At 71.9% G+C, this 17328-nt stretch carries 15 protein-coding genes; 11 read left to right on the top strand and 4 right to left on the bottom strand.

Annotated features, from left to right (window positions below):
* Nucleotide 1 precedes the first annotated feature (1 nt).
* Nucleotides 2-1048, top strand: a complete 1047-nt coding sequence (locus ACFVQ0_RS06495) for a TIGR04222 domain-containing membrane protein (protein ID WP_390085129.1) — start codon at nt 2-4, stop codon at nt 1046-1048.
* 161 nt (nt 1049-1209) lie between these two features.
* Here ACFVQ0_RS06495 and hemQ read toward each other — a convergent pair whose 3' ends face one another.
* Both hemQ and hemG read right to left on the bottom strand, forming a co-directional pair.
* A complete protein-coding gene (hemQ, locus tag ACFVQ0_RS06500) occupies nt 1210-1944 on the bottom strand; it encodes a hydrogen peroxide-dependent heme synthase (protein ID WP_390085130.1) in 735 nt (244 codons plus the stop codon).
* 4 nt (nt 1945-1948) lie between these two features.
* Nucleotides 1949-3460: a protoporphyrinogen oxidase gene (gene hemG, locus ACFVQ0_RS06505; protein ID WP_390085132.1), complete on the bottom strand. Its 1512-nt coding sequence runs from the start codon at nt 3458-3460 to the stop codon at nt 1949-1951.
* Between the two features lie 127 nt (nt 3461-3587).
* On the opposite strand from hemG, the gene ACFVQ0_RS06510 reads away from it, so the two are divergent.
* Together ACFVQ0_RS06510 and ACFVQ0_RS06515 are read left to right on the top strand one after the other, a co-directional pair.
* Nucleotides 3588-4565, top strand: a complete 978-nt coding sequence (locus ACFVQ0_RS06510; protein WP_390085133.1) for a DUF4349 domain-containing protein — start codon at nt 3588-3590, stop codon at nt 4563-4565.
* Nucleotides 4566-4647: 82 nt separating this feature from the next.
* A complete protein-coding gene (locus tag ACFVQ0_RS06515; RefSeq protein ID WP_390085135.1) occupies nt 4648-6030 on the top strand; it encodes an FAD-dependent oxidoreductase in 1383 nt (460 codons plus the stop codon).
* Between the two features lie 23 nt (nt 6031-6053).
* Here ACFVQ0_RS06515 and hemE read toward each other — a convergent pair whose 3' ends face one another.
* Nucleotides 6054-7127 (bottom strand): uroporphyrinogen decarboxylase, encoded by a 1074-nt coding sequence (gene hemE, locus ACFVQ0_RS06520; protein ID WP_390085136.1) that lies wholly within the window; start codon nt 7125-7127, stop codon nt 6054-6056.
* Nucleotides 7128-7219: 92 nt separating this feature from the next.
* Here hemE and ACFVQ0_RS06525 point away from each other — a divergent pair, with 92 nt between their 5' ends.
* From ACFVQ0_RS06525 to ACFVQ0_RS06560, 8 genes are all read left to right on the top strand, one after another.
* Entirely contained in the window at nt 7220-7879 is a 660-nt protein-coding gene (locus ACFVQ0_RS06525; protein WP_390085138.1) for a DUF3000 domain-containing protein, read from the top strand.
* 278 nt (nt 7880-8157) lie between these two features.
* On the top strand, nt 8158-8820 hold the full coding sequence (locus ACFVQ0_RS06530; protein ID WP_024488613.1) for a response regulator transcription factor: 663 nt from the start codon (nt 8158-8160) through the stop codon (nt 8818-8820).
* A gap of 114 nt (nt 8821-8934) precedes the next feature.
* Nucleotides 8935-10209 (top strand): HRDC domain-containing protein, encoded by a 1275-nt coding sequence (locus ACFVQ0_RS06535; RefSeq protein WP_390085140.1) that lies wholly within the window; start codon nt 8935-8937, stop codon nt 10207-10209.
* A 241-nt stretch (nt 10210-10450) separates the two neighbouring features.
* Nucleotides 10451-11677, top strand: a complete 1227-nt coding sequence (locus tag ACFVQ0_RS06540) for a thiolase family protein (RefSeq protein ID WP_390085142.1) — start codon at nt 10451-10453, stop codon at nt 11675-11677.
* Complete coding sequence (locus ACFVQ0_RS06545; RefSeq protein ID WP_390085144.1) at nt 11674-13803, top strand: 3-hydroxyacyl-CoA dehydrogenase NAD-binding domain-containing protein; 2130 nt, start codon at nt 11674-11676, stop codon at nt 13801-13803. The genes ACFVQ0_RS06540 and ACFVQ0_RS06545 overlap by 4 nt, the downstream gene beginning before the upstream one ends.
* 200 nt (nt 13804-14003) lie before the next feature.
* Nucleotides 14004-14840, top strand: coding sequence for an alpha/beta fold hydrolase (locus ACFVQ0_RS06550; protein ID WP_390085146.1), 837 nt, complete (start codon nt 14004-14006; stop codon nt 14838-14840).
* Nucleotides 14833-15399: a TetR/AcrR family transcriptional regulator gene (locus ACFVQ0_RS06555; protein ID WP_390085148.1), complete on the top strand. Its 567-nt coding sequence runs from the start codon at nt 14833-14835 to the stop codon at nt 15397-15399. Before ACFVQ0_RS06550 ends, ACFVQ0_RS06555 begins: the two co-directional genes overlap by 8 nt.
* Nucleotides 15400-15675: 276 nt before the next feature.
* Nucleotides 15676-16002 (top strand): hypothetical protein, encoded by a 327-nt coding sequence (locus tag ACFVQ0_RS06560; RefSeq protein ID WP_390085150.1) that lies wholly within the window; start codon nt 15676-15678, stop codon nt 16000-16002.
* 53 nt (nt 16003-16055) lie between these two features.
* On the opposite strand, the gene ACFVQ0_RS06565 is transcribed toward ACFVQ0_RS06560, so the two are convergent.
* The gene (locus tag ACFVQ0_RS06565) at nt 16056-17135 is read right to left on the bottom strand and encodes a hypothetical protein (RefSeq protein ID WP_390085152.1); all 1080 of its coding nucleotides are present in this window, start codon (nt 17133-17135) and stop codon (nt 16056-16058) included.
* Nucleotides 17136-17328 lie beyond the last annotated feature (193 nt).

Consider the following 17328-nt stretch of genomic DNA (forward strand, 5'->3'; position numbering starts at 1 on the left):
CATGACCTCAACGAGCATCGTGGCCCTGCTCATGGTGATCGCCGTCGCGGTCTCCTCGACTCTGCTGATCAGGGCGGGCCGCCGCGCGGGGCACGGCCCCGGCGGCCCAGTCCTTGACCTCTACGAGGTGGCCTTCCTGAACGGCGGCCCTGCCCGGGTCGTGGACACCGCGCTCGCCGCCATGCACGCGGACGGTCGGCTGGCGGTCGGTGGGCCCGGCATCGTCACCGTCCAGCGGCCCGTGGCGCACGACCCGGTGGAGCGGGCCGTGCTCCAGGAGCAGGCCGCGGCCCTGAGCGGTGCGCTGTGGAACCTGCGGGTCGCGACGATGCGCCATGCCGCGGTGCAGGAGATCGGCGACGGGCTGGCGGCGCGCGGTCTGCTGAGCACGCCCGGGGAGAGCCGGGCCCGGAGCCGCTGGGGTATGGCGCAGGGGGTGCTCTGTCTGCTCGCCATGCCGGTCTCGTTCGCGGTGACCATGCTGGAGTTCACCTCTTCGGACTCCGTCGGCGAACAGGGCTTCCCGTTCTTCGCGAAGGTGTTCCTGCCGCTCATCGTCGGAACCGTCATCGGCTTCGCCTGCTCGGCCGCTTCCCGGTTCCGGATCACCAAAGCGGGCCGCAGGGCCGCCTCCGCGTACCTCGCGGCCAACGGGTACCGGACAGAGCCGGCCCATCTGGTGGCGGTCGCGGGGCCGCGGGCCGTACCCGATCCCGAGCTGCGGGCGCAGCTGCTCGCCGCGGCCCGGGTCAGGTCCGCCTACACGTCCACCCCTTCGCACCAGTTCTCGGGGGCGTCCGGCGCCCCGGTGGTCGCGGCAGCGTGGTGCGCGGGTACGACGCCGGGCGGTGGCGGGTGCGGAGGCTCGTCCGGGCACGGCGGCGGCAGCGGGTGCGGTTCGGGGTCGAGCTGCGGTTCCGGCTCGGGGTCCAGCTGCGGAGGCGGAGGCGGGTCCAGCTGCGGCGGCGGATCCAGCTGCGGCGGCGGATCGAGCTGCGGAGGCGGGTCCAGTTGCGGAGGCGGGTCGAGCTGCGGCAGCAGCTCATGACCGGCCGGGAGGCCGGCAGGCCCTGAAACGACGCCGGTGCGGCGCGCAGGCTGCGCGCCGCACCAGGAGCCGAACCCGGTGTCGCTGGAACGGCGGGCGGCACACAGTGCCGCGGTGCCCGCCGTCTGATCTTCCGGGTTGGGGTGATCGGAACCCGCTCGCTACGCGAGCCCGGCCACCAGGTCTGCGACCGACTTGCGCCGGCCGGTGTAGAAGGGCACCTCCTCGCGGACGTGCATCCGCGCCTCGGAGGCGCGCAGGTGACGCATGAGGTCGACGATGCGGTGCAGCTCGTCGGCCTCGAACGCCAGCACCCACTCATAGTCGCCCAGCGAGAAGGAGGCGACGGTGTTGGCGCGCACGTCCGGGAAGCCACGGGCCATCTTGCCGTGGTCGGCGAGCATGCGGCGGCGGTCCTCGTCGGGCAGCAGGTACCAGTCGTAGGAGCGCACGAAGGGGTACACGCTGATGTAGTCGCGCGGCGTCTCGTCGGCGAGGAACGCCGGGATGTGCGACTTGTTGAACTCGGCGGGGCGGTGCAGCGCCATGTTCGACCAGACCGGCGCGAGGCTCCTGCCCAGCCGGGTGCGCCGGAAGAGGTTGTACGCCTCCTGAAGGGCCTCCGACGTCTCGGAGTGCCACCAGATCATGACGTCGGCGTCGGCACGCAGCCCCGAGACGTCGTAGGTGCCGCGAACGGTGACGTCCTTGGCGGCGAGCTGGTCGAACAGCTCCTGCACCTCGCCGGAGTACGCGGCGCGGTCCGTGTCCGCGGGCAGCACGTCACGGAGCTTGAAGACGGACCACAGGGTGTAGCGGACGACGTCGTTGAGGTCCTTCGCCTTCTTGCCGGCGTTCGGGCCCTTGCTTGATGTCACAGTCTCGGGAGCACTCATACGGCTATTGTCCCGCCTCGCTCCCTGTGCCCTGAACCAGGGTCGGCGTGGCGATGATCTCTCCCACGCTCTCCCCCGTCGTCGCTCCCGCGCCCGCTCCCGTGATCTCGTCCCGGATCTCGTCCGCGGCGCGTTGGGCGCTCGCGACGCACGCCGGGATGCCGACCCCGTCGTAGACCGCGCCGCAGACCCGCAGCGCGGGGAGCTTGGCGACCTCCTCGCGGATGCGGGCGACCCGGCCGAGGTGGCCGACGGGGTACTGGGGCAGTCCGCCGATCCACCGGGTGACCTCGGTGGCCACGGGCGGGGCGGCCAGCCCGGTCGCCGCCGCGAGATCGCGTCGTGACACGTCGACGATCTCCGCGTCCTCGCGGTGCAGATGGTCCTCCTCGCCGTACCGGCCGACCGAGGTCCGCAGGAGGAACAGGTCGGGCGACGCGTCATCGACCCACTGCCACTTCCGGCTTGAGAACGTGGCGGCCTTGATGGTGCGGCCCTCGACCGGCGGCACCAGGAAGCCGGAGCGCCCGTCGAGCGTTCCGGCGGCGGTCACGTCCGAGCGGCGGAAGGCCATGGTCACCAGGGCCATCGACGCGTACTCGACGCCCGCCAGCTCGGCGGAGGCGGCCGGTGACTCGGCGGCGAGCAGGGTGGAGGCGGACCAGGCGGGCGCGGCGAGGACGATGCCGTCGGCGGGGATCACCCGGGTGTCGGTGCGGACGTCCCAGCCGCTCGCGGTACGGGTCAGGCCGAGCACCGGGGTCTCGGTGAGGATCTCGCCGCCCCCCGCGCGTACGGCGGCGGCGACCGCGTCCGGGAGGGTGCCGATGCCGCCGGCGATGCCCTGGAAGACCGGCCCGGTTTGCTGCCGGGCGGCGGCCTGCTCCTGGAGGCGGGTCACACCGTCGAGCAGCGAGCCGCCCCGCCGGGCGATCTCGAAGAGCTGGGGTACGGCCGCGCGCATCGAGATCCGGTAGGCGTCGCCCGCGTAGACCCCGCCGAGCAGCGGTTCCACCAGCCGGTCGACGACCTCGCGGCCCAGCCGGTCGGCCACGTACGCACCGACCGCGACATCGTCCCCGACCTCGGTCGGGGTGAGGTCCCGCTCCTGCGCGATCCGGGCGAGCCCCTCGGGCGAGAGCACCTCGCCGAGCGCCGCCGGGTCGCCCGGAACGCCCATCACATGGCCCTTGGGCATGGGGCGCAGCGCGTCGCGCGTCCACAGCGAGGCGGTGGCCGTGGCGGGGGGCTGGAGCCGGTCCGCGAGGCCGACGGCCCGTGCCAGGCCGACCGCCTCCGGACGGCGGGCCAGCATCGATTCGGCGCCGAGATCGACCTGGACGCCCGCGACCTCGCCGGTCCTGAGTTTGCCGCCGAGCCGGTCGGTCGCCTCCAGGAGGGTGACCCGCAGCCCGGTGCCGAGGAGCCGTTGGGCGGCCGCGAGTCCGGCGATGCCGCCGCCGATGACGACGACGTGTCCCGTGGCCCTGTCCGAGCGGTTTGCTGAACGCTGCATACCCCCACTCTCTCAAACCTCTTCCGAGTCCTGACCGTGACCGCTTCGAAACCGGTATCGGGCAACCCCGACCGGCCCCTCGTACGTCAAATTGCCACCACCAATCACCCGTCCTGGGGGGACAGTTATGCACGCAGCACCAGCCACGCACACGGACAGACATCCGGACCGTCAGGGGCGTCGGGACCGTCCGGGCCTTCCGGGTGCGCGCCGCAGGCAGATCGCTCTCGCCGCCGGACTGCTCACCGCCGTGCTGGCGTTGAGCGGCTGCGGCGGGGCCGGTGACAGCTCCGGGAAGAACGCGGACCGCCGGGCCGCCGCCCCGGCGCAGCAGGACGGCGCGGGTTCCGGCACCGGGGGCGCGCAGCAGGGCACGGGCGGTTCGGCGGCGGCGAAGAAGCCGAATCCGTCGGCCGCCGCCCATGTCATCCGTACCGCCTCGCTGTCCGTGGAGGTGAAGAGCGCACCGGAGGCGGCGGCGGCCGCGCGGGTGACGGCGGAGGCCGCCGGGGGTCTGATAGCCGACGAGAAGACCGAACAGGTCGACGCCCACCGGGCTTCCTCGCACGTCGTGCTGCGGGTTCCGCAGGGCGAGTACGACAGTGTGCTGCGGGAGCTCTCGGGTACGGGCAAGCTGCTGTCGCGCACATCGACCGCCAAGGACGTCACCGACCAGGTTGTGGACGTGGAGAGCCGGATCGCGAGCCAGCGCACCAGTGTGGCGCGGGTGCGCAAGCTGATGGACCGGGCCGACCAGCTGTCCGATGTGGTCTCGCTGGAGGGTGAGCTGAGTAATCGTCAGGCCGCCCTGGAGTCGATGCTGGCAGAGCAGGCCTCGCTGAAGGACCGCACGTCGTTGGCCACGATCACGCTCAACCTCTCCGAGCCGAAGCCGCACGCGAAAGCGGTGGCCGACGACGACGAGGACGGTCCGGGGTTCCTGGACGCCCTGAGTGGTGGCTGGCATGTGTTCGTGACGGTGATCAAGTGGCTCGCGATGGCGCTGGGCGCGGCGGCCCCGTTCCTGGCCGTGGCCGCCGTCGTGGTGGTGCTGTGGCAGCGGCTGGGCCGCCGGGGCGGGAAGGCGGGCCCGGAGGGCGAGTGAGCGCCTCCCGGGGGCGCCCTGGCCCGCCCGGGCCCGTGGCGCCGTAGCGTGGGCCTTCGGACGGGGTACCGAAGGGACTGGCATGACGGCGGAACGACTGGTGGTCATCGGCGGGGACGCGGCGGGCATGTCCGCCGCGTCCCAGGCACGACGGCTCAAGGGCCCGGACGAGTTGAGCATCACCGCCTTCGAGCGGGGCCACTTCACCTCGTACTCCGCCTGCGGCATCCCGTACTGGGTCGGCGGTGACGTGGAGGGGCCGGACGAGCTGATCGCCCGCACCCCGGAGGAGCACCGGGCGCGGGACATCGATCTGCGGATGCGCACCGAGGTGACGGAGATCGATGTCGCGGGGCAGCGGGTGCGCTCCCTGGACCGGGAGTCCGGCGAGACGGCCTGGACCGGTTTCGACAAGCTGGTGATCGCGACGGGCGCCAGGCCGGTGCGTCCGTCGCTGCCCGGCATGGACGCGCCCGGGGTGCACGGGGTGCAGACCCTGGACGACGGACAGGCCCTGCTGGACTCCCTGGACCGGGCGACGAGCCGGCGCGCGGTCGTCGTGGGCGCCGGTTACATCGGGGTCGAGATGGCCGAGGCGATGCTGAAGCGCGGCTTCGAGGTGACCGTGCTCAACCGGGGCGAGCAGCCGATGGCGACGCTCGACCCCGACATGGGGCGGCTGGTCCACGACGCGATGGACGGCCTCGGCATCACCACGGTGAACCGGGCCGAGGTCACCGCGATCCGGACCGGGCCGGACGGCCGGGTGAGCGCCGTGGAGACGGCGGACTCCTCGTACCCGGCGGATGTGGTGGTCCTCGGTATCGGCGTCGAGCCGGAGACGGCGCTGGCCCGTGCGGTGGGGCTGCCGGTCGGCCCGCACGGCGGGCTGCTCACCGATCCGTCGATGCGGGTGGCCGGCCACGACAACATCTGGGCGGGCGGCGACTGCGTGGAGGTCCTGGACCTGGTGGCGGGCCGTACCCGGCACATCGCGCTGGGCACGCACGCCAACAAGCACGGCCAGATCATCGGATCCAATGTCGCCGGCGGCTACGGCACGTTCCCCGGGGTGGTCGGCACGGCGGTCAGCAAGGTCTGTGATCTGGAGATCGCCCGCACGGGGCTGCGCGAGAAGGACGCCCGCGCGGTGGGCCTGCGGTTCGTCACGGCGACGATCGAGTCGACGGGCCGGGCGGGCTACTACCCGGGGGCGCGGCCGATGACGGTGAAGATGCTCGCGGAGTACCGCACCGGCCGGCTGCTGGGCGTGCAGATCGTGGGCCGGGACGGGGCGGCGAAGCGGGTGGACGTCGCGGCGGTGGCGCTGACCGCCGGGATGACGGTGGAGCGGATGACGTCCCTGGACCTGGGTTACGCCCCGCCGTTCTCGCCGGTCTGGGACCCGGTCCTGGTGGCCGCCCGCAAGGCGGTGACGGCCGTACGCGAGGCGGGCACCGCCTGAGGGCGGCGCCCGGCCCCGGTGGTTCAGCGGACGGTGTTGGTGTGGACGTACTCGACGAGCCGCGTCAGCGCGTCCGGGTCCATGTTCGGCGTCACGCCGTGGCCCAGGTTGAAGATGTGGCCCTCAAGACCGGCGGCCGCTTCCAGCACCTCCTGGGTCTTGGCCTCCACCGCCGCGGTCGGCGCGAACAGCACGGAGGGGTCGAGGTTGCCCTGAAGTGCCTTGCCGGGGCCTACGCGGCGCGCGGCCTCGTCCAGCGGGACCCGCCAGTCGACACCGACGACGTCCGCGCCGGCCTCGCCCATGAGGCCGAGCAGTTCACCGGTGCCGACGCCGAAGTGGATGCGCGGGACGCCGTACGACGCGACGGCGTCGAGGACCTTCGCGGAGGCGGGCAGCACCGAGCGGCGGTAGTCGGCGGGGGCCAGCGCGCCCACCCAGGAGTCGAAGAGCTGCACGGCGGAGGCACCGGCCTCGATCTGGACCTTGAGGAAGGTGCCGGCGATCTCGGCGAGGCGGTCGAGCAGGTCGGCCCAGAGCTGCGGGTCCCCGTACATCAGGGCCTTGGTGTGCTCGTGGTTGCGGGACGGGCCGCCCTCGATCAGGTAGCTGGCGAGGGTGAAGGGGGCGCCCGCGAAGCCGATCAGCGGGGTGGAGCCCAGCTCCGCGGTGAGCAGGCCCATGGCCTCGGTGACGTACCAGACGTCCTCGGGGGTGAGATCGCGCAGCCGGGCCAGGTCGGCCCGGGTACGGATCGGCTCGGCGATCACCGGTCCGACGCCGGGCTTGATGTCGAGGTCGATGCCGATCGCCTTGAGGGGGACGACGATGTCGCTGAAGTAGACCGCGGCGTCGACCTTGTGGCGGCGTACGGGCTGCATCGTGATCTCGGCGGCGAGCTCCGGCATCGTGCAGGAGTCGAGCATCGAGATGCCTTCGCGCACCTTCAGGTACTCGGGCAGCGAGCGCCCCGCCTGGCGCATGAACCAGACCGGCGTGTGCGGTACGGGCTCGCGGCGGCACGCCTTGAGGAACGCCGACTCGTGGGCGGCGGAGGTCTTCGTCTGCTGGCCCGAAGGGCGATCGTTGGCACTCACGCACAGAATCTTCGCACGCGCGGGGAAGGAGCCCGGCCCCGCATGGGTGTCCCTCCCTGCGCGAGGCTCCGGTTCCGCCTACTCTTCCCCGCATGGCTCCGGCGCAGGGACACTTCTCCGATCAATCCGATGGTGCTGACAGCACGGACAGTGCGGAGGGTGGTTCCGTCCCGCCCGCGTTCCGTTCGGCGGTGGACGCGCTGCGCTCGGCGCGGCTCCGCCCCGAACTGGAGGTGGAGCCGACGCGGCCGCCGAAGCGGCTGGCTCCGCACGCGTACGCGCTGGAGGCGGCCGTCGTCGACGGCGAGGACGATCTCGCGGACGGCCGGCTCGTCCTGCTCCACGACCCGGCCGGGCACGATGCCTGGCAGGGCAATTTCCGGCTGGTGACGCTGGTACGTGCCGAGCTGGAGCCGGAGATGGCCTCCGATCCGCTGCTCCCCGAGGTGTGCTGGTCGTGGCTGACCGGTGCGCTGGAGGCGCGCGGGCTCAGCTACGGGGAGGCGGGCGGCACGGTCACCCGGGCGAGCTCGCACTACTTCGGCGCTCTGGGGGCGCGGCGTCCCGCGACGCAGATCGAGATCCGGGCGTCCTGGACGCCCCGCGAGGGGCGCGGCGGGGTGCCGGACACGGCGGCGCACCTGATGGCGTGGGGCGACCTGCTGTGCCAGATCGCCGGTCTGCCGCCGTCGGGCCCGGCCGACGCGGCGGTGGTGACGCTGCCGCAGCGGCGCGGGCCGCAGGTTTCGTAGAACGGACGCGCAGACAGACGGACGGACGGGCGGACAGAGCCCGGAGGTACCGCCCTCCGCGTTTCGTGACACTGCGTCATAAACCTCGCACAGGCACCGGCTCTCTTTTCGTACAATCGATCGCATGTCCTATTTGCCCGAATTGTTACTCACCAAATCGTGATCTTCCTCTAAAGGAGCGGGCTTCCGGTGCCGAAGAGGTCAATGACCCTTCAAGCACGGTTCGCCCCGGCTTCATCCCCGAGCCGCCCCGTACCGCCACTCCCCCAGGAGGCCTGGTGTCCGTTCTCCTAGAGCAGCCCGCAAGCCTGGTCGCCTACCGCCCGAACAAGCCGACGGCCATGGTCGTCGTGGCCGACCCGCGCGTCCGTTCCACCGTCACCCGCCATCTGTGGGCCCTCGGAGTACGTGACGTCATCGAGGCGTCGTCCATCGCGGAGGCCCGCCCCCGCGTCGGCAACCCGCGCGACATCTGCGTAGCCGACGTCCATCTGCCCGACGGTTCCGGGCTGACCCTGCTGTCCGAAACCCGAGCCGCCGGCTGGCCGAACGGCCTCGCCCTCTCCGCCGCCGATGACATCGGCGCGGTGCGCAACGCCCTCGCGGGCGGCGTCAAGGGCTACGTCGTCACCGGCACCCGTACCAACATCGGCCACCCCACCCGTCCCGGCGTCGCCCCCATCGGCGCCAACGCCGCCCGCATGCACCGCCGTCCCCCCGGCACCCCGAGCCACCCGGGCGGCTACCGCGAACTGTCCGGTCGCGAGGTGGAGGTCCTGCGGCTCGTCGCCGAAGGGCAGTCCAACAAGGCGATCGGCGTCTCCATGGGCCTGTCCGCCCTGACCGTCAAGAGCCACCTCGCCCGAATCGCCCGCAAGCTCGGCACCGGAGACCGCGCAGGAATGGTCGCCGTGGCCCTGCGGACGGGCATCATCCACTGAACGACACCCCCGCCGGTGTGCAGAAATGCGGATCCGGCTGGTTTACGTGCATCGGCGCCCGTCGACGGAACGTTCCGTCGACGGGCGCCGCGCATACACAGATACCCTTGACACGTGACCGACGCCCAAGAGACCGCAGCAGACACTTCACTGCGAACCACCGGGGGCGCCCCCCCGGACGACGTCGCCCCGGCGCCGATCCCCTTGCTCGAACCTCGCGAGGGCATTCCACCGGTGGTGGCCTCCGACGATGCCCTGGCCGGGGTGATCGCCGCCTTCGCCGCGGGCTCCGGCCCGGTGGCCGTCGACGCCGAGCGCGCCTCCGGCTACCGCTACGGGCAGCGCGCCTATCTCGTCCAGCTGCGCCGCGAGGGCGCGGGCAGCGCGCTCGTCGACCCGGTCGGCTGCCCCGACCTGTCCGGACTGGGCGACGCGCTGCACGGGGCGGAGTGGATCCTGCACGCGGCCACCCAGGACCTGCCCTGTCTGCGTGAGATAGGGATGACGCCTACCGGGCTCTTCGACACCGAGCTGGCCGGGCGGCTCGCGGGCTTCCCGCGCGTCGGCCTCGGCGCCATGGTCGAGAACGTGCTCGGCTACTCGCTGGAGAAGGGCCACTCCGCCGTCGACTGGTCCACCCGCCCGCTGCCCGACCCCTGGCTGCGTTACGCGGCGCTCGACGTCGAGCTGCTGATCGATCTGCGCGACGCCCTGGAGGAGGAGCTCGACCGGCAGGGCAAGCTGGAATGGGCGCGGGAGGAGTTCGCCGCCATCGCCTCCGCCCCGCCCGCTCCCCCGCGCCAGGACCCGTGGCGCCGCACCTCCGGGATGCACAAGGTCCGCCGCCGCCGCCAGATGGCGGTGGTCAGGGAGCTGTGGAACACCCGCGACCAGGTCGCCCGGCGCCGCGACATCTCGCCCGGCAAGGTGCTCGGGGACGCCGCGATCGTCGAGGCCGCGCTGGCGGTCCCGGCCAACGTCCAGGCGCTCACCGCGCTGCCCGGCTTCGGCCACCGGATGGGGCGGCGGCAGCTGGAGCAGTGGCAGGCCGCCGTGGAGCGGGCGAAGGAGCTGCCCGAGACGGAGCTCCCGCAGCCCGGCCAGCCGCTGACGGGCCCGCCGCCGCCGCGCGCCTGGGCGGACAAGGACCCGGCCGCGGCCGCGCGCCTGCACGCCGCGCGGGCCGCGGTGTCCGAGCTGGCCGAGCGGCTGCACATGCCCCAGGAGAACCTGATCACGCCGGACACGGTGCGCCGGGTGTGCTGGGAGCCGCCGAAGAATCCGACCCGGGACGCGGTGGAGAACGCGCTCGCGGGATACGGCGCACGGCACTGGCAGATCGAACAAGTGGCCCCGCTGCTGTTCGGCGCACTGACCCCGGAGGCCTGAAAAGGCATCCGCCAGGGGCGTATTCACGCCAGGTTGTGCGGCCTTCGGCCGCTCACTCCGCGCCACATGGCCCGGACGACCCGATTTGGGGGCCGTCCGGGCCATTTCGCGTGTGTGACCTTCACCGCTCCCGGCACCAGGACTGGGCAGTCTGGTTACCCGCAAGTAGCATGAGCGGTGGCGGCACGCTTCCGGGCGTGCCCCGCAGCAGTGCCACCCCGCACCCTGGAGGAGAGCCACCGTGCCTCGTACCATCCGGGACGTCGTCTTCGTCGACGGCGTCCGCACCCCGTTCGGCAAAGCGGGCCCGAAGGGCATCTACCACGAGACCCGCGCCGACGATCTCGTCGTGAAGGCCATCCGGGAGCTGCTGCGCCGCAACCCGGACCTGGACCCGGCCAAGATCGACGAGGTCGCCATCGCCGCGACCACGCAGATCGGCGACCAGGGCCTCACGCTCGGCCGCACCGCCGGAATCCTGGCCGGTCTGCCGCAGTCCGTCCCCGGTTACTCCATCGACCGCATGTGTGCGGGCGCCCTGACCGCCGTCACCTCGACGGCCGGTTCCATCGCCTTCGGCGCGTACGACGTCGTCGTCGCCGGTGGCGTCGAGCACATGGGCCGCCACCCGATGGGCGAGGGCGTGGACCCGAACCCGCGCTTCGTCTCGGAGAAGCTGGTCGACGAGTCCGCCCTGTTCATGGGCATGACCGCGGAGAACCTGCACGACCGCTACCCCACGATCACCAAGCAGCGCGCCGACGCTTACGCGGTGCGCTCGCAGGAGAAGGCCGCCAAGGCGTACGCCAACGGCAGCATCCAGCAGGACCTGGTGCCCGTCTCCGTGCGCCGCACCAACGCGGAAGCCGGTGAGACGGGCTGGGGCCTGGTCACCGCCGACGAGCCGATGCGTCCGGGCACCACGATGGAGTCCCTGGCCGGTCTGAAGACCCCGTTCCGTCCGCACGGCCGCGTGACGGCCGGTAACGCCGCTGGGCTCAACGACGGCGCCACCGCCTCGCTGCTCGCCGCCGAGGACGTCGCCCGTGAGCTGGGCCTCCCGGTGAAGATGCGCCTGGTCTCCTACGCCTTCGCGGGCGTCGAGCCCGAGGTCATGGGCTACGGCCCGATCCCGGCCACGGAGAAGGCCCTCGCCAAGGCGGGCCTGTCCATCTCCGACATCGGGCTCTTCGAGATCAACGAGGCGTTCGCCGTGCAGGTGCTCGCCTTCCTGGAGCACTACGGCATCGCGGACGACGACGCGCGCGTCAACCAGTACGGCGGCGCCATCGCCTACGGCCACCCGCTGGCCTCCTCCGGGGTCCGGCTGATGACCCAGCTGGCCCGCCAGTTCGAGGAGCAGCCCGAGGTCCGCTACGGCCTGACCACCATGTGCGTCGGCTTCGGCATGGGCGCCACGGTCGTCTGGGAGAACCCGCACTTCGACGCAGACGGAGGCAGCAAGTGAGCTCCACCACCGAGCTTCTGAAGGGTGCGGCCGAGCTGTTCCCGGGCGAGGTCGTCACCCAGGCGCACGTACGCCACCTGGACCTGCCGGGAGGCGCGGGCAACTTCGCCCTCATCACCCTGGACAACGGCCTGGACCACACCAAGCCGACCACCTTCGGACCGCAGTCGCTGGCGAACCTGAACGCCGCGATCGACCAGGTCGAGAAGGAGGCCGCCGAGGGCACGATCACCGGCATCGGCATCACCGGCAAGCCGTTCATCTTCGCGGTCGGCGCCGACCTCAAGGGCGTCGAGCTGCTCAAGGAGCACCAGGACGCGCTCGCCATCGGCAAGGGCGGCCACGACGTCTTCCGCCGGCTCTCCGGACTCGCGGTCCCGACGTTCGCGTACTACAACGGCGCGGCCATGGGCGGCGGTGTCGAGGTCGGTCTGCACTGCTCGTACCGCACGGTCTCCAAGGCGCTGCCCGCGTTCTCGCTGCCCGAGGTCTTCCTCGGCCTGGTCCCCGGCTGGGGCGGCTGCGCGCTGCTCCCCAACCTGATCGGCGCGGACCGCGCGGTCTCGGTGATCATCGAGAACTCGCTGAACCAGAACCGTCAGCTCAAGGGCAAGCAGGTCTTCGAGCTCGGGATCGCGGACGCTCTCTTCGAGGGCGCCGACTTCCTGGAGCAGTCGCTGATCTGGACGGCGGACGTGCTCAACGGCACCCTCACCGTCGAGCGCCCCGAGGTCGACCGCGGAGACGCCTGGGACCAGGCCGTCGCCCGCGGCAAGGCCATCGCCGACTCCAAGGTGCACGGCGCCGCCCCGGCCGCGTACCGCGCTCTGGAGATCATCGCCGCGGCCAAGGACGGCGACCTGTCCGCCGGCTTCGACCGCGAGGACCAGGCCCTGGCGGACCTGATCATGGGCGGCGAGCTGCGCTCCGGCATCTACTCGTTCAACCTGGTCCAGAAGCGCGCCAAGCGCCCGGCCGGTGCCCCGGACAAGAACCTGGCCCGCCCGGTCACCAAGGTCGGCGTGGTGGGCGCGGGCCTGATGGCCTCGCAGCTCGCCCTGCTGTTCCTGCGCCGCCTTGAGGTGCCGGTCGTACTGACCGACATCGACCAGGAGCGCGTCGACAAGGGTGTGGGCTACGTCCACGCCGAGATCGAGAAGCTGCTCGGCAAGGGCCGCATCAACCAGGACAAGGCCAACCGCCTCAAGGCCCTGGTCTCCGGTGTGCTGGACAAGGCGGAGGGCTTCTCCGACGCCGACTTCATCATCGAGGCGGTCTTCGAGGAGATCGGCGTCAAGCAGCAGGTGTTCGCGGAGGTCGAGGCGGTCGCCCCGGCGCACGCGATCCTCGCCACCAACACCTCCTCCCTCTCGGTCACCGAGATGGCGTCGAAGCTGAAGAACCCCGAGCGGGTCGTCGGCTTCCACTTCTTCAACCCGGTCGCGATCCTGCCGCTGCTGGAGATCGTCCGCGGTGAGCGGACCGACGACGCCTCGCTGGCCACGGCGTTCGGTGTGGCCCGCAAGCTGAAGAAGACCGCGGTGCTGGTGAAGGACGCCCCGGCGTTCGTCGTCAACCGCATCCTCACCCGCTTCATGGGCGAGATCCAGAACGTCATCGACGAGGGCACCCCGGTCGAGGTCGCGGAGAAGGCCATCGAGCCGCTCGGCCTGCCGATGTCCCCGCTGGTGCTCCTGGAGCTGGTCGGCCCGGCGATCGGTCTGCACGTCTCCGAGACCCTGAACCGCGCCTTCCCGGAGCGCTTCACCGTCTCGCAGAACCTGGCGGCGGTCGTGAAGGCCGGCAAGCGCGGCTTCTACGTCTACGACTCCGGGAAGCCGGAGCTGGACCCGGAGGTGGCGGCGCTCCTGAAGCAGGGCGACTCCGTCCTGTCGGAGGAGCAGGTCCGCGACCGCGTCCTGGACGCGGTGGCTCAGGAGATCGGCCTGATGCTGGACGAGGGCGTCGTCGCCGAGGCCCAGGACATCGACCTCTGCCTGATCACCGGCGCGGGCTGGCCCTTCCACCTGGGCGGGATCACCCCGTACCTGGACCGCGAGGGCGTCTCCGAGCGGGTCAACGGGAAGAAGTTCCTGGCGCGGGGCGTGGCGAGCGTACCGGCGTAAGTCACCCGGCCGGGCTTGCGAGGGGCCGGTCGCAGCAGTGGAAGGGCCGTACGGGACATGTCCCGTACGGCCCTTCCGCATGTGGACGCACGCCGGTCGCGCGGACCGGTCCGGTGGGCCGGGGCGGGAAGCGTGGGGTTGACACCTCCAGCTAATGGCATTAGCTTTCTGGCTAACGACATAAACAACGGGGAGTGGACATGACCGAGTTCCTGGACACCGACGGCGGCCGGCTCGCGTACGACGTGACCGGTGAGGGCGCGCTGATCGTGCTCGCCCACGGCATGGGTACCAACAGAAGCGCCTTCCGCGAGCTGACGGCCCTGCTGGCGACGGCCGGCTTCCGGGTCGCCAGCATGGACCAGCGCGGGCACGGCGAGTCCAGCACCGGCTGGAGCTCCTACACCCGCACCGACGCGGCGGCGGACCTGCTGGCCCTGATCCGGCACCTGGGCGGCCCCGCCGTCATCATCGGCCACTCCTTCGCGGGCGGCGCCGCCACCATCGCGGCGGCCGACGAGCCGGATCTGGTCAGCGCGGTCGTCGAGCTGGGCCCGTTCACCCGCGCGCAGAAGATCGACATGGGCGCGCTGCTGTCCAACGCCCGCTACCGCAAGGGCATGTCGCTGCTCATGGCGACGGGCCTGCTGCGCAGCGTCGGGGTGTGGAAGCGCTACCTGGACCACGCCTACCCCGGCACCAAGCCCGAGGGGTACGCGGCTCACATCGCCGCCCTGGAGGCCGACCTGCGCAGGCCGGGCCGGATGGCGGTCGTCAGCAAGATGGGCATGTCCGCGCCCACCGACGCGGGCGACAAGCTGGCCGGCGTCCGCTGCCCCGCCCTGGTCGTCATGGGCACCCTTGACCCCGACTGGGCGGACCCGAGGGCCGAGGGAGAGGGCATCGTGGCGAGCATGCCCGAAGGGCTCGGGCGGCTTGAGATGATCGAGGGAGTGGGCCACTACCCCCACACACAGGCCCCCGCGGAGGTCGCCACCGCGGTGCTGGCCTTCCTCAAGGACACCGCCCGTGCCTAGGGCCGCGCTGTCCCCGGACGCGGTCGTCGCCCTCGCGCTGGAGGTCGTGGACGAGGGAGGCGCATCCGCCCTCACCCTGTCGGCGGTGGCGGGCCGGGCGGGCGTCGCCACCCCTTCCCTCTACAAGCACGTGCGCGGTCTCGCCGAACTCCGCGTCCTCGTCTCGGCACGGATCATGAACGACATGGCGGACGCCGCGGGCCACGCGGTGCTCGGCCGCTCGGCCGACGAGGCGATCCGCGCGTTCATGGAGGCCTGGCGCACCTACGCGCGCCGCCACCCGCACCGCTACGCCGCGCTGCTCCAGAGCCCCGAGCCGGGTACGGCCGAAGCCGGGGAGCGGCTGCTCGGCATCATCCACGCCACGCTGCGCTCGTACGGCCTGACGGACTCGGCGGCGATCCACATGATCCGCTGCCTGCGCGCGGCCGTCCACGGCTTCGCGGTCCTCGAAACCGGCGGCGCGTTCGAACTGCCGGAGAGCCTGGACGAGAGCTACGACCTGCTCATCCGCATCGTGACGGCGGGGGCACACACTCCGCCGCCGAACACGGCCTAGCGTCGCCACCCCAGGGGTGCCCGGCCCGGCGGGCCTGCAATTGGTCTGTACCAACACTGGCCAAGCTCTTGCCAGAATCCACGCGCCTGGGCAGGATTTGGCTTGCGATCAGGCAGGGAATCACCCGCTTTCCCGCCCATTGTCGCGCTCTGGTATCTGCGGCGTCCGTGGCACCCCATGGGACTCCGCCCACCGAAGCCGGATCGTTCCGCTCCACACTCTCCACGCACATGAACCTCTTCCCCAGACACATCGTCATCGGACGAAGGAGCCCTCATGTTCACGAAGTCCCTGCCCAGGAAACACGGTCTCGCCGCTGCCGTCGCGGTCGCGGCGGCCACAGCCGGTCTGACGCTGGCCACGGCGCCCGCCGCCCAGGCCACGCCCGGCAACTGCACCGTCTCGTCCGGGAGCAGCCTTTCCAGCCTGTGCACCAGCGGTACCGGTCAGCACCGGATTCACGCCGTGCTCAACCCGCTCGACCCCAGACTGCCGCAGCGCATCGTGCTCGGTAACTGGGCCCCGGTCGGCCAGACTTCGGTCGCCTCCAACCCGTGGGGTGCGGGGTACGTCGTGAACGCGTGGGTAGACCTCGCCGACTGAGCATGTCGCAGAAGGGCCGGGGCCCGGCTACCGTCGCCGCCTCCGGACGGTCTTCACAGCGCACGCCATTCGTCGAAGCCGAGCCCCGGCCCGTCCGTCTGGCGTGCCACCCGGGGCGCCCCGTCCATGCCGACGGCGGCCATGACCACCCGGCCGAGCGCGTCGTGCGTCAGGGCCGGGGTGCCCAGGCAGGCCGCGCCGGTGTCCGACCACCACACGCCGCCGGACTCGTCCTCGGTGACCCCGACCCCGACGGCCACCGCGCCGTTCGCCCCGCGGTGGGCCAGCACCGTGCAGTCCAGCCCGTCCAGCTCCGTGCGGATCACGGCGTGCCCGCCGTCGCCGGGCGTACCGCCGAGCTCCATCGGCGAGCCGTCGGCCCGGTGCGCGACGACACCGCCGGCGGGGTCGGTCCAGAAGTACGTCGCGCGACCGGGTGCCGTCTCCAGTACCGCGAGCGACCCCGGGCTGACCGCGAAGGGCGAACGCCGCACCTCGCCCCAGCCGCCACCGGGCTTCTCCTGCTGCCAGTGCAGCGTCTCCTTGTCGGTCGAGGCGAAGATCTCCAGACAGCCGGAATCGAGCGCCACCACGGCGGGGACCTCCTTGATGCGCGTGCAGCGCAGGTCCTCCCAGCCGCGCCACTTGCCGTCGGCGCGCTCCCGGCGCACCATCATGCCGCCGCGCCCGTTGCGGGCGGCGACGTGCACCTCTCCGGAGGCGTTCACCACGACGACGGGCGCGCCGAACCTGCTGCCGACATCGGCTTCCTTGTGCGGGTTGCGCAGCGAGTTCCAGGACGAGACCGGGCGTCCCGTCTGGTACTGGATCGCGTGCACGATGTCCACGGTGACGCCGCCCGAGGCCGCGGGCCGTTCGCGGCGGCCGGCGAAGTGCACGTAGCCCTGGGAGTTCTGCGCCACGGACAGATGCGTCAGTTCCGGCAGCCGCACCACATCGGGGGCGTCCCACTGCGGACCGCCGGGACGCGTCTCCGACCAGCGGCGCAGACCGCCGTCACCGGCGACGTACGCGGTGAGCCGGCCGTCCTTGCCGCGGGTGAGCCAGATGCCGCTTAGCGCCGGGGCCCCGGGAGCAACCTTCGAGGTCGCGCGGGCATCCTGTCCGAGCATGATTCTGCGATTACCTTTCCAGAACTTACATCCGACAACTCGCGCACAAATTCGAACCTGTTACATCCTAAACCCCGGAAAGAAGGGGTATTCCGGGGTGCACCAGCGTACGATTCGCGGCCGGAACAGGCCCCGTTACGTGCCAGGGGCCGTCACAATCCCGCTGTGGGCCCCGTGCGCACACCAGTTGTGA

Origin of the sequence: Streptomyces sp. NPDC057900 (assembly GCF_042887885.1) — a bacterium.
GTDB lineage: Bacteria > Actinomycetota > Actinomycetes > Streptomycetales > Streptomycetaceae > Streptomyces.

What these genes read in the sequence shown, in the direction of transcription:
- ACFVQ0_RS06495 (WP_390085129.1), top strand. Translation starts at nt 2, where the DNA reads ATGACCTCAACGAGCATCGTGGCCCTGCTCATGGTGATCGCCGTCGCG.
- hemQ (WP_390085130.1), bottom strand. Translation starts at nt 1,944, where the DNA reads ATGAGTGCTCCCGAGACTGTGACATCAAGCAAGGGCCCGAACGCCGGC.
- hemG (WP_390085132.1), bottom strand. Translation starts at nt 3,460, where the DNA reads ATGCAGCGTTCAGCAAACCGCTCGGACAGGGCCACGGGACACGTCGTC.
- ACFVQ0_RS06510 (WP_390085133.1), top strand. Translation starts at nt 3,588, where the DNA reads ATGCACGCAGCACCAGCCACGCACACGGACAGACATCCGGACCGTCAG.
- ACFVQ0_RS06515 (WP_390085135.1), top strand. Translation starts at nt 4,648, where the DNA reads ATGACGGCGGAACGACTGGTGGTCATCGGCGGGGACGCGGCGGGCATG.
- ACFVQ0_RS06525 (WP_390085138.1), top strand. Translation starts at nt 7,220, where the DNA reads ATGGCTCCGGCGCAGGGACACTTCTCCGATCAATCCGATGGTGCTGAC.
- ACFVQ0_RS06550 (WP_390085146.1), top strand. Translation starts at nt 14,004, where the DNA reads ATGACCGAGTTCCTGGACACCGACGGCGGCCGGCTCGCGTACGACGTG.
- ACFVQ0_RS06560 (WP_390085150.1), top strand. Translation starts at nt 15,676, where the DNA reads ATGTTCACGAAGTCCCTGCCCAGGAAACACGGTCTCGCCGCTGCCGTC.
- ACFVQ0_RS06565 (WP_390085152.1), bottom strand. Translation starts at nt 17,135, where the DNA reads ATGCTCGGACAGGATGCCCGCGCGACCTCGAAGGTTGCTCCCGGGGCC.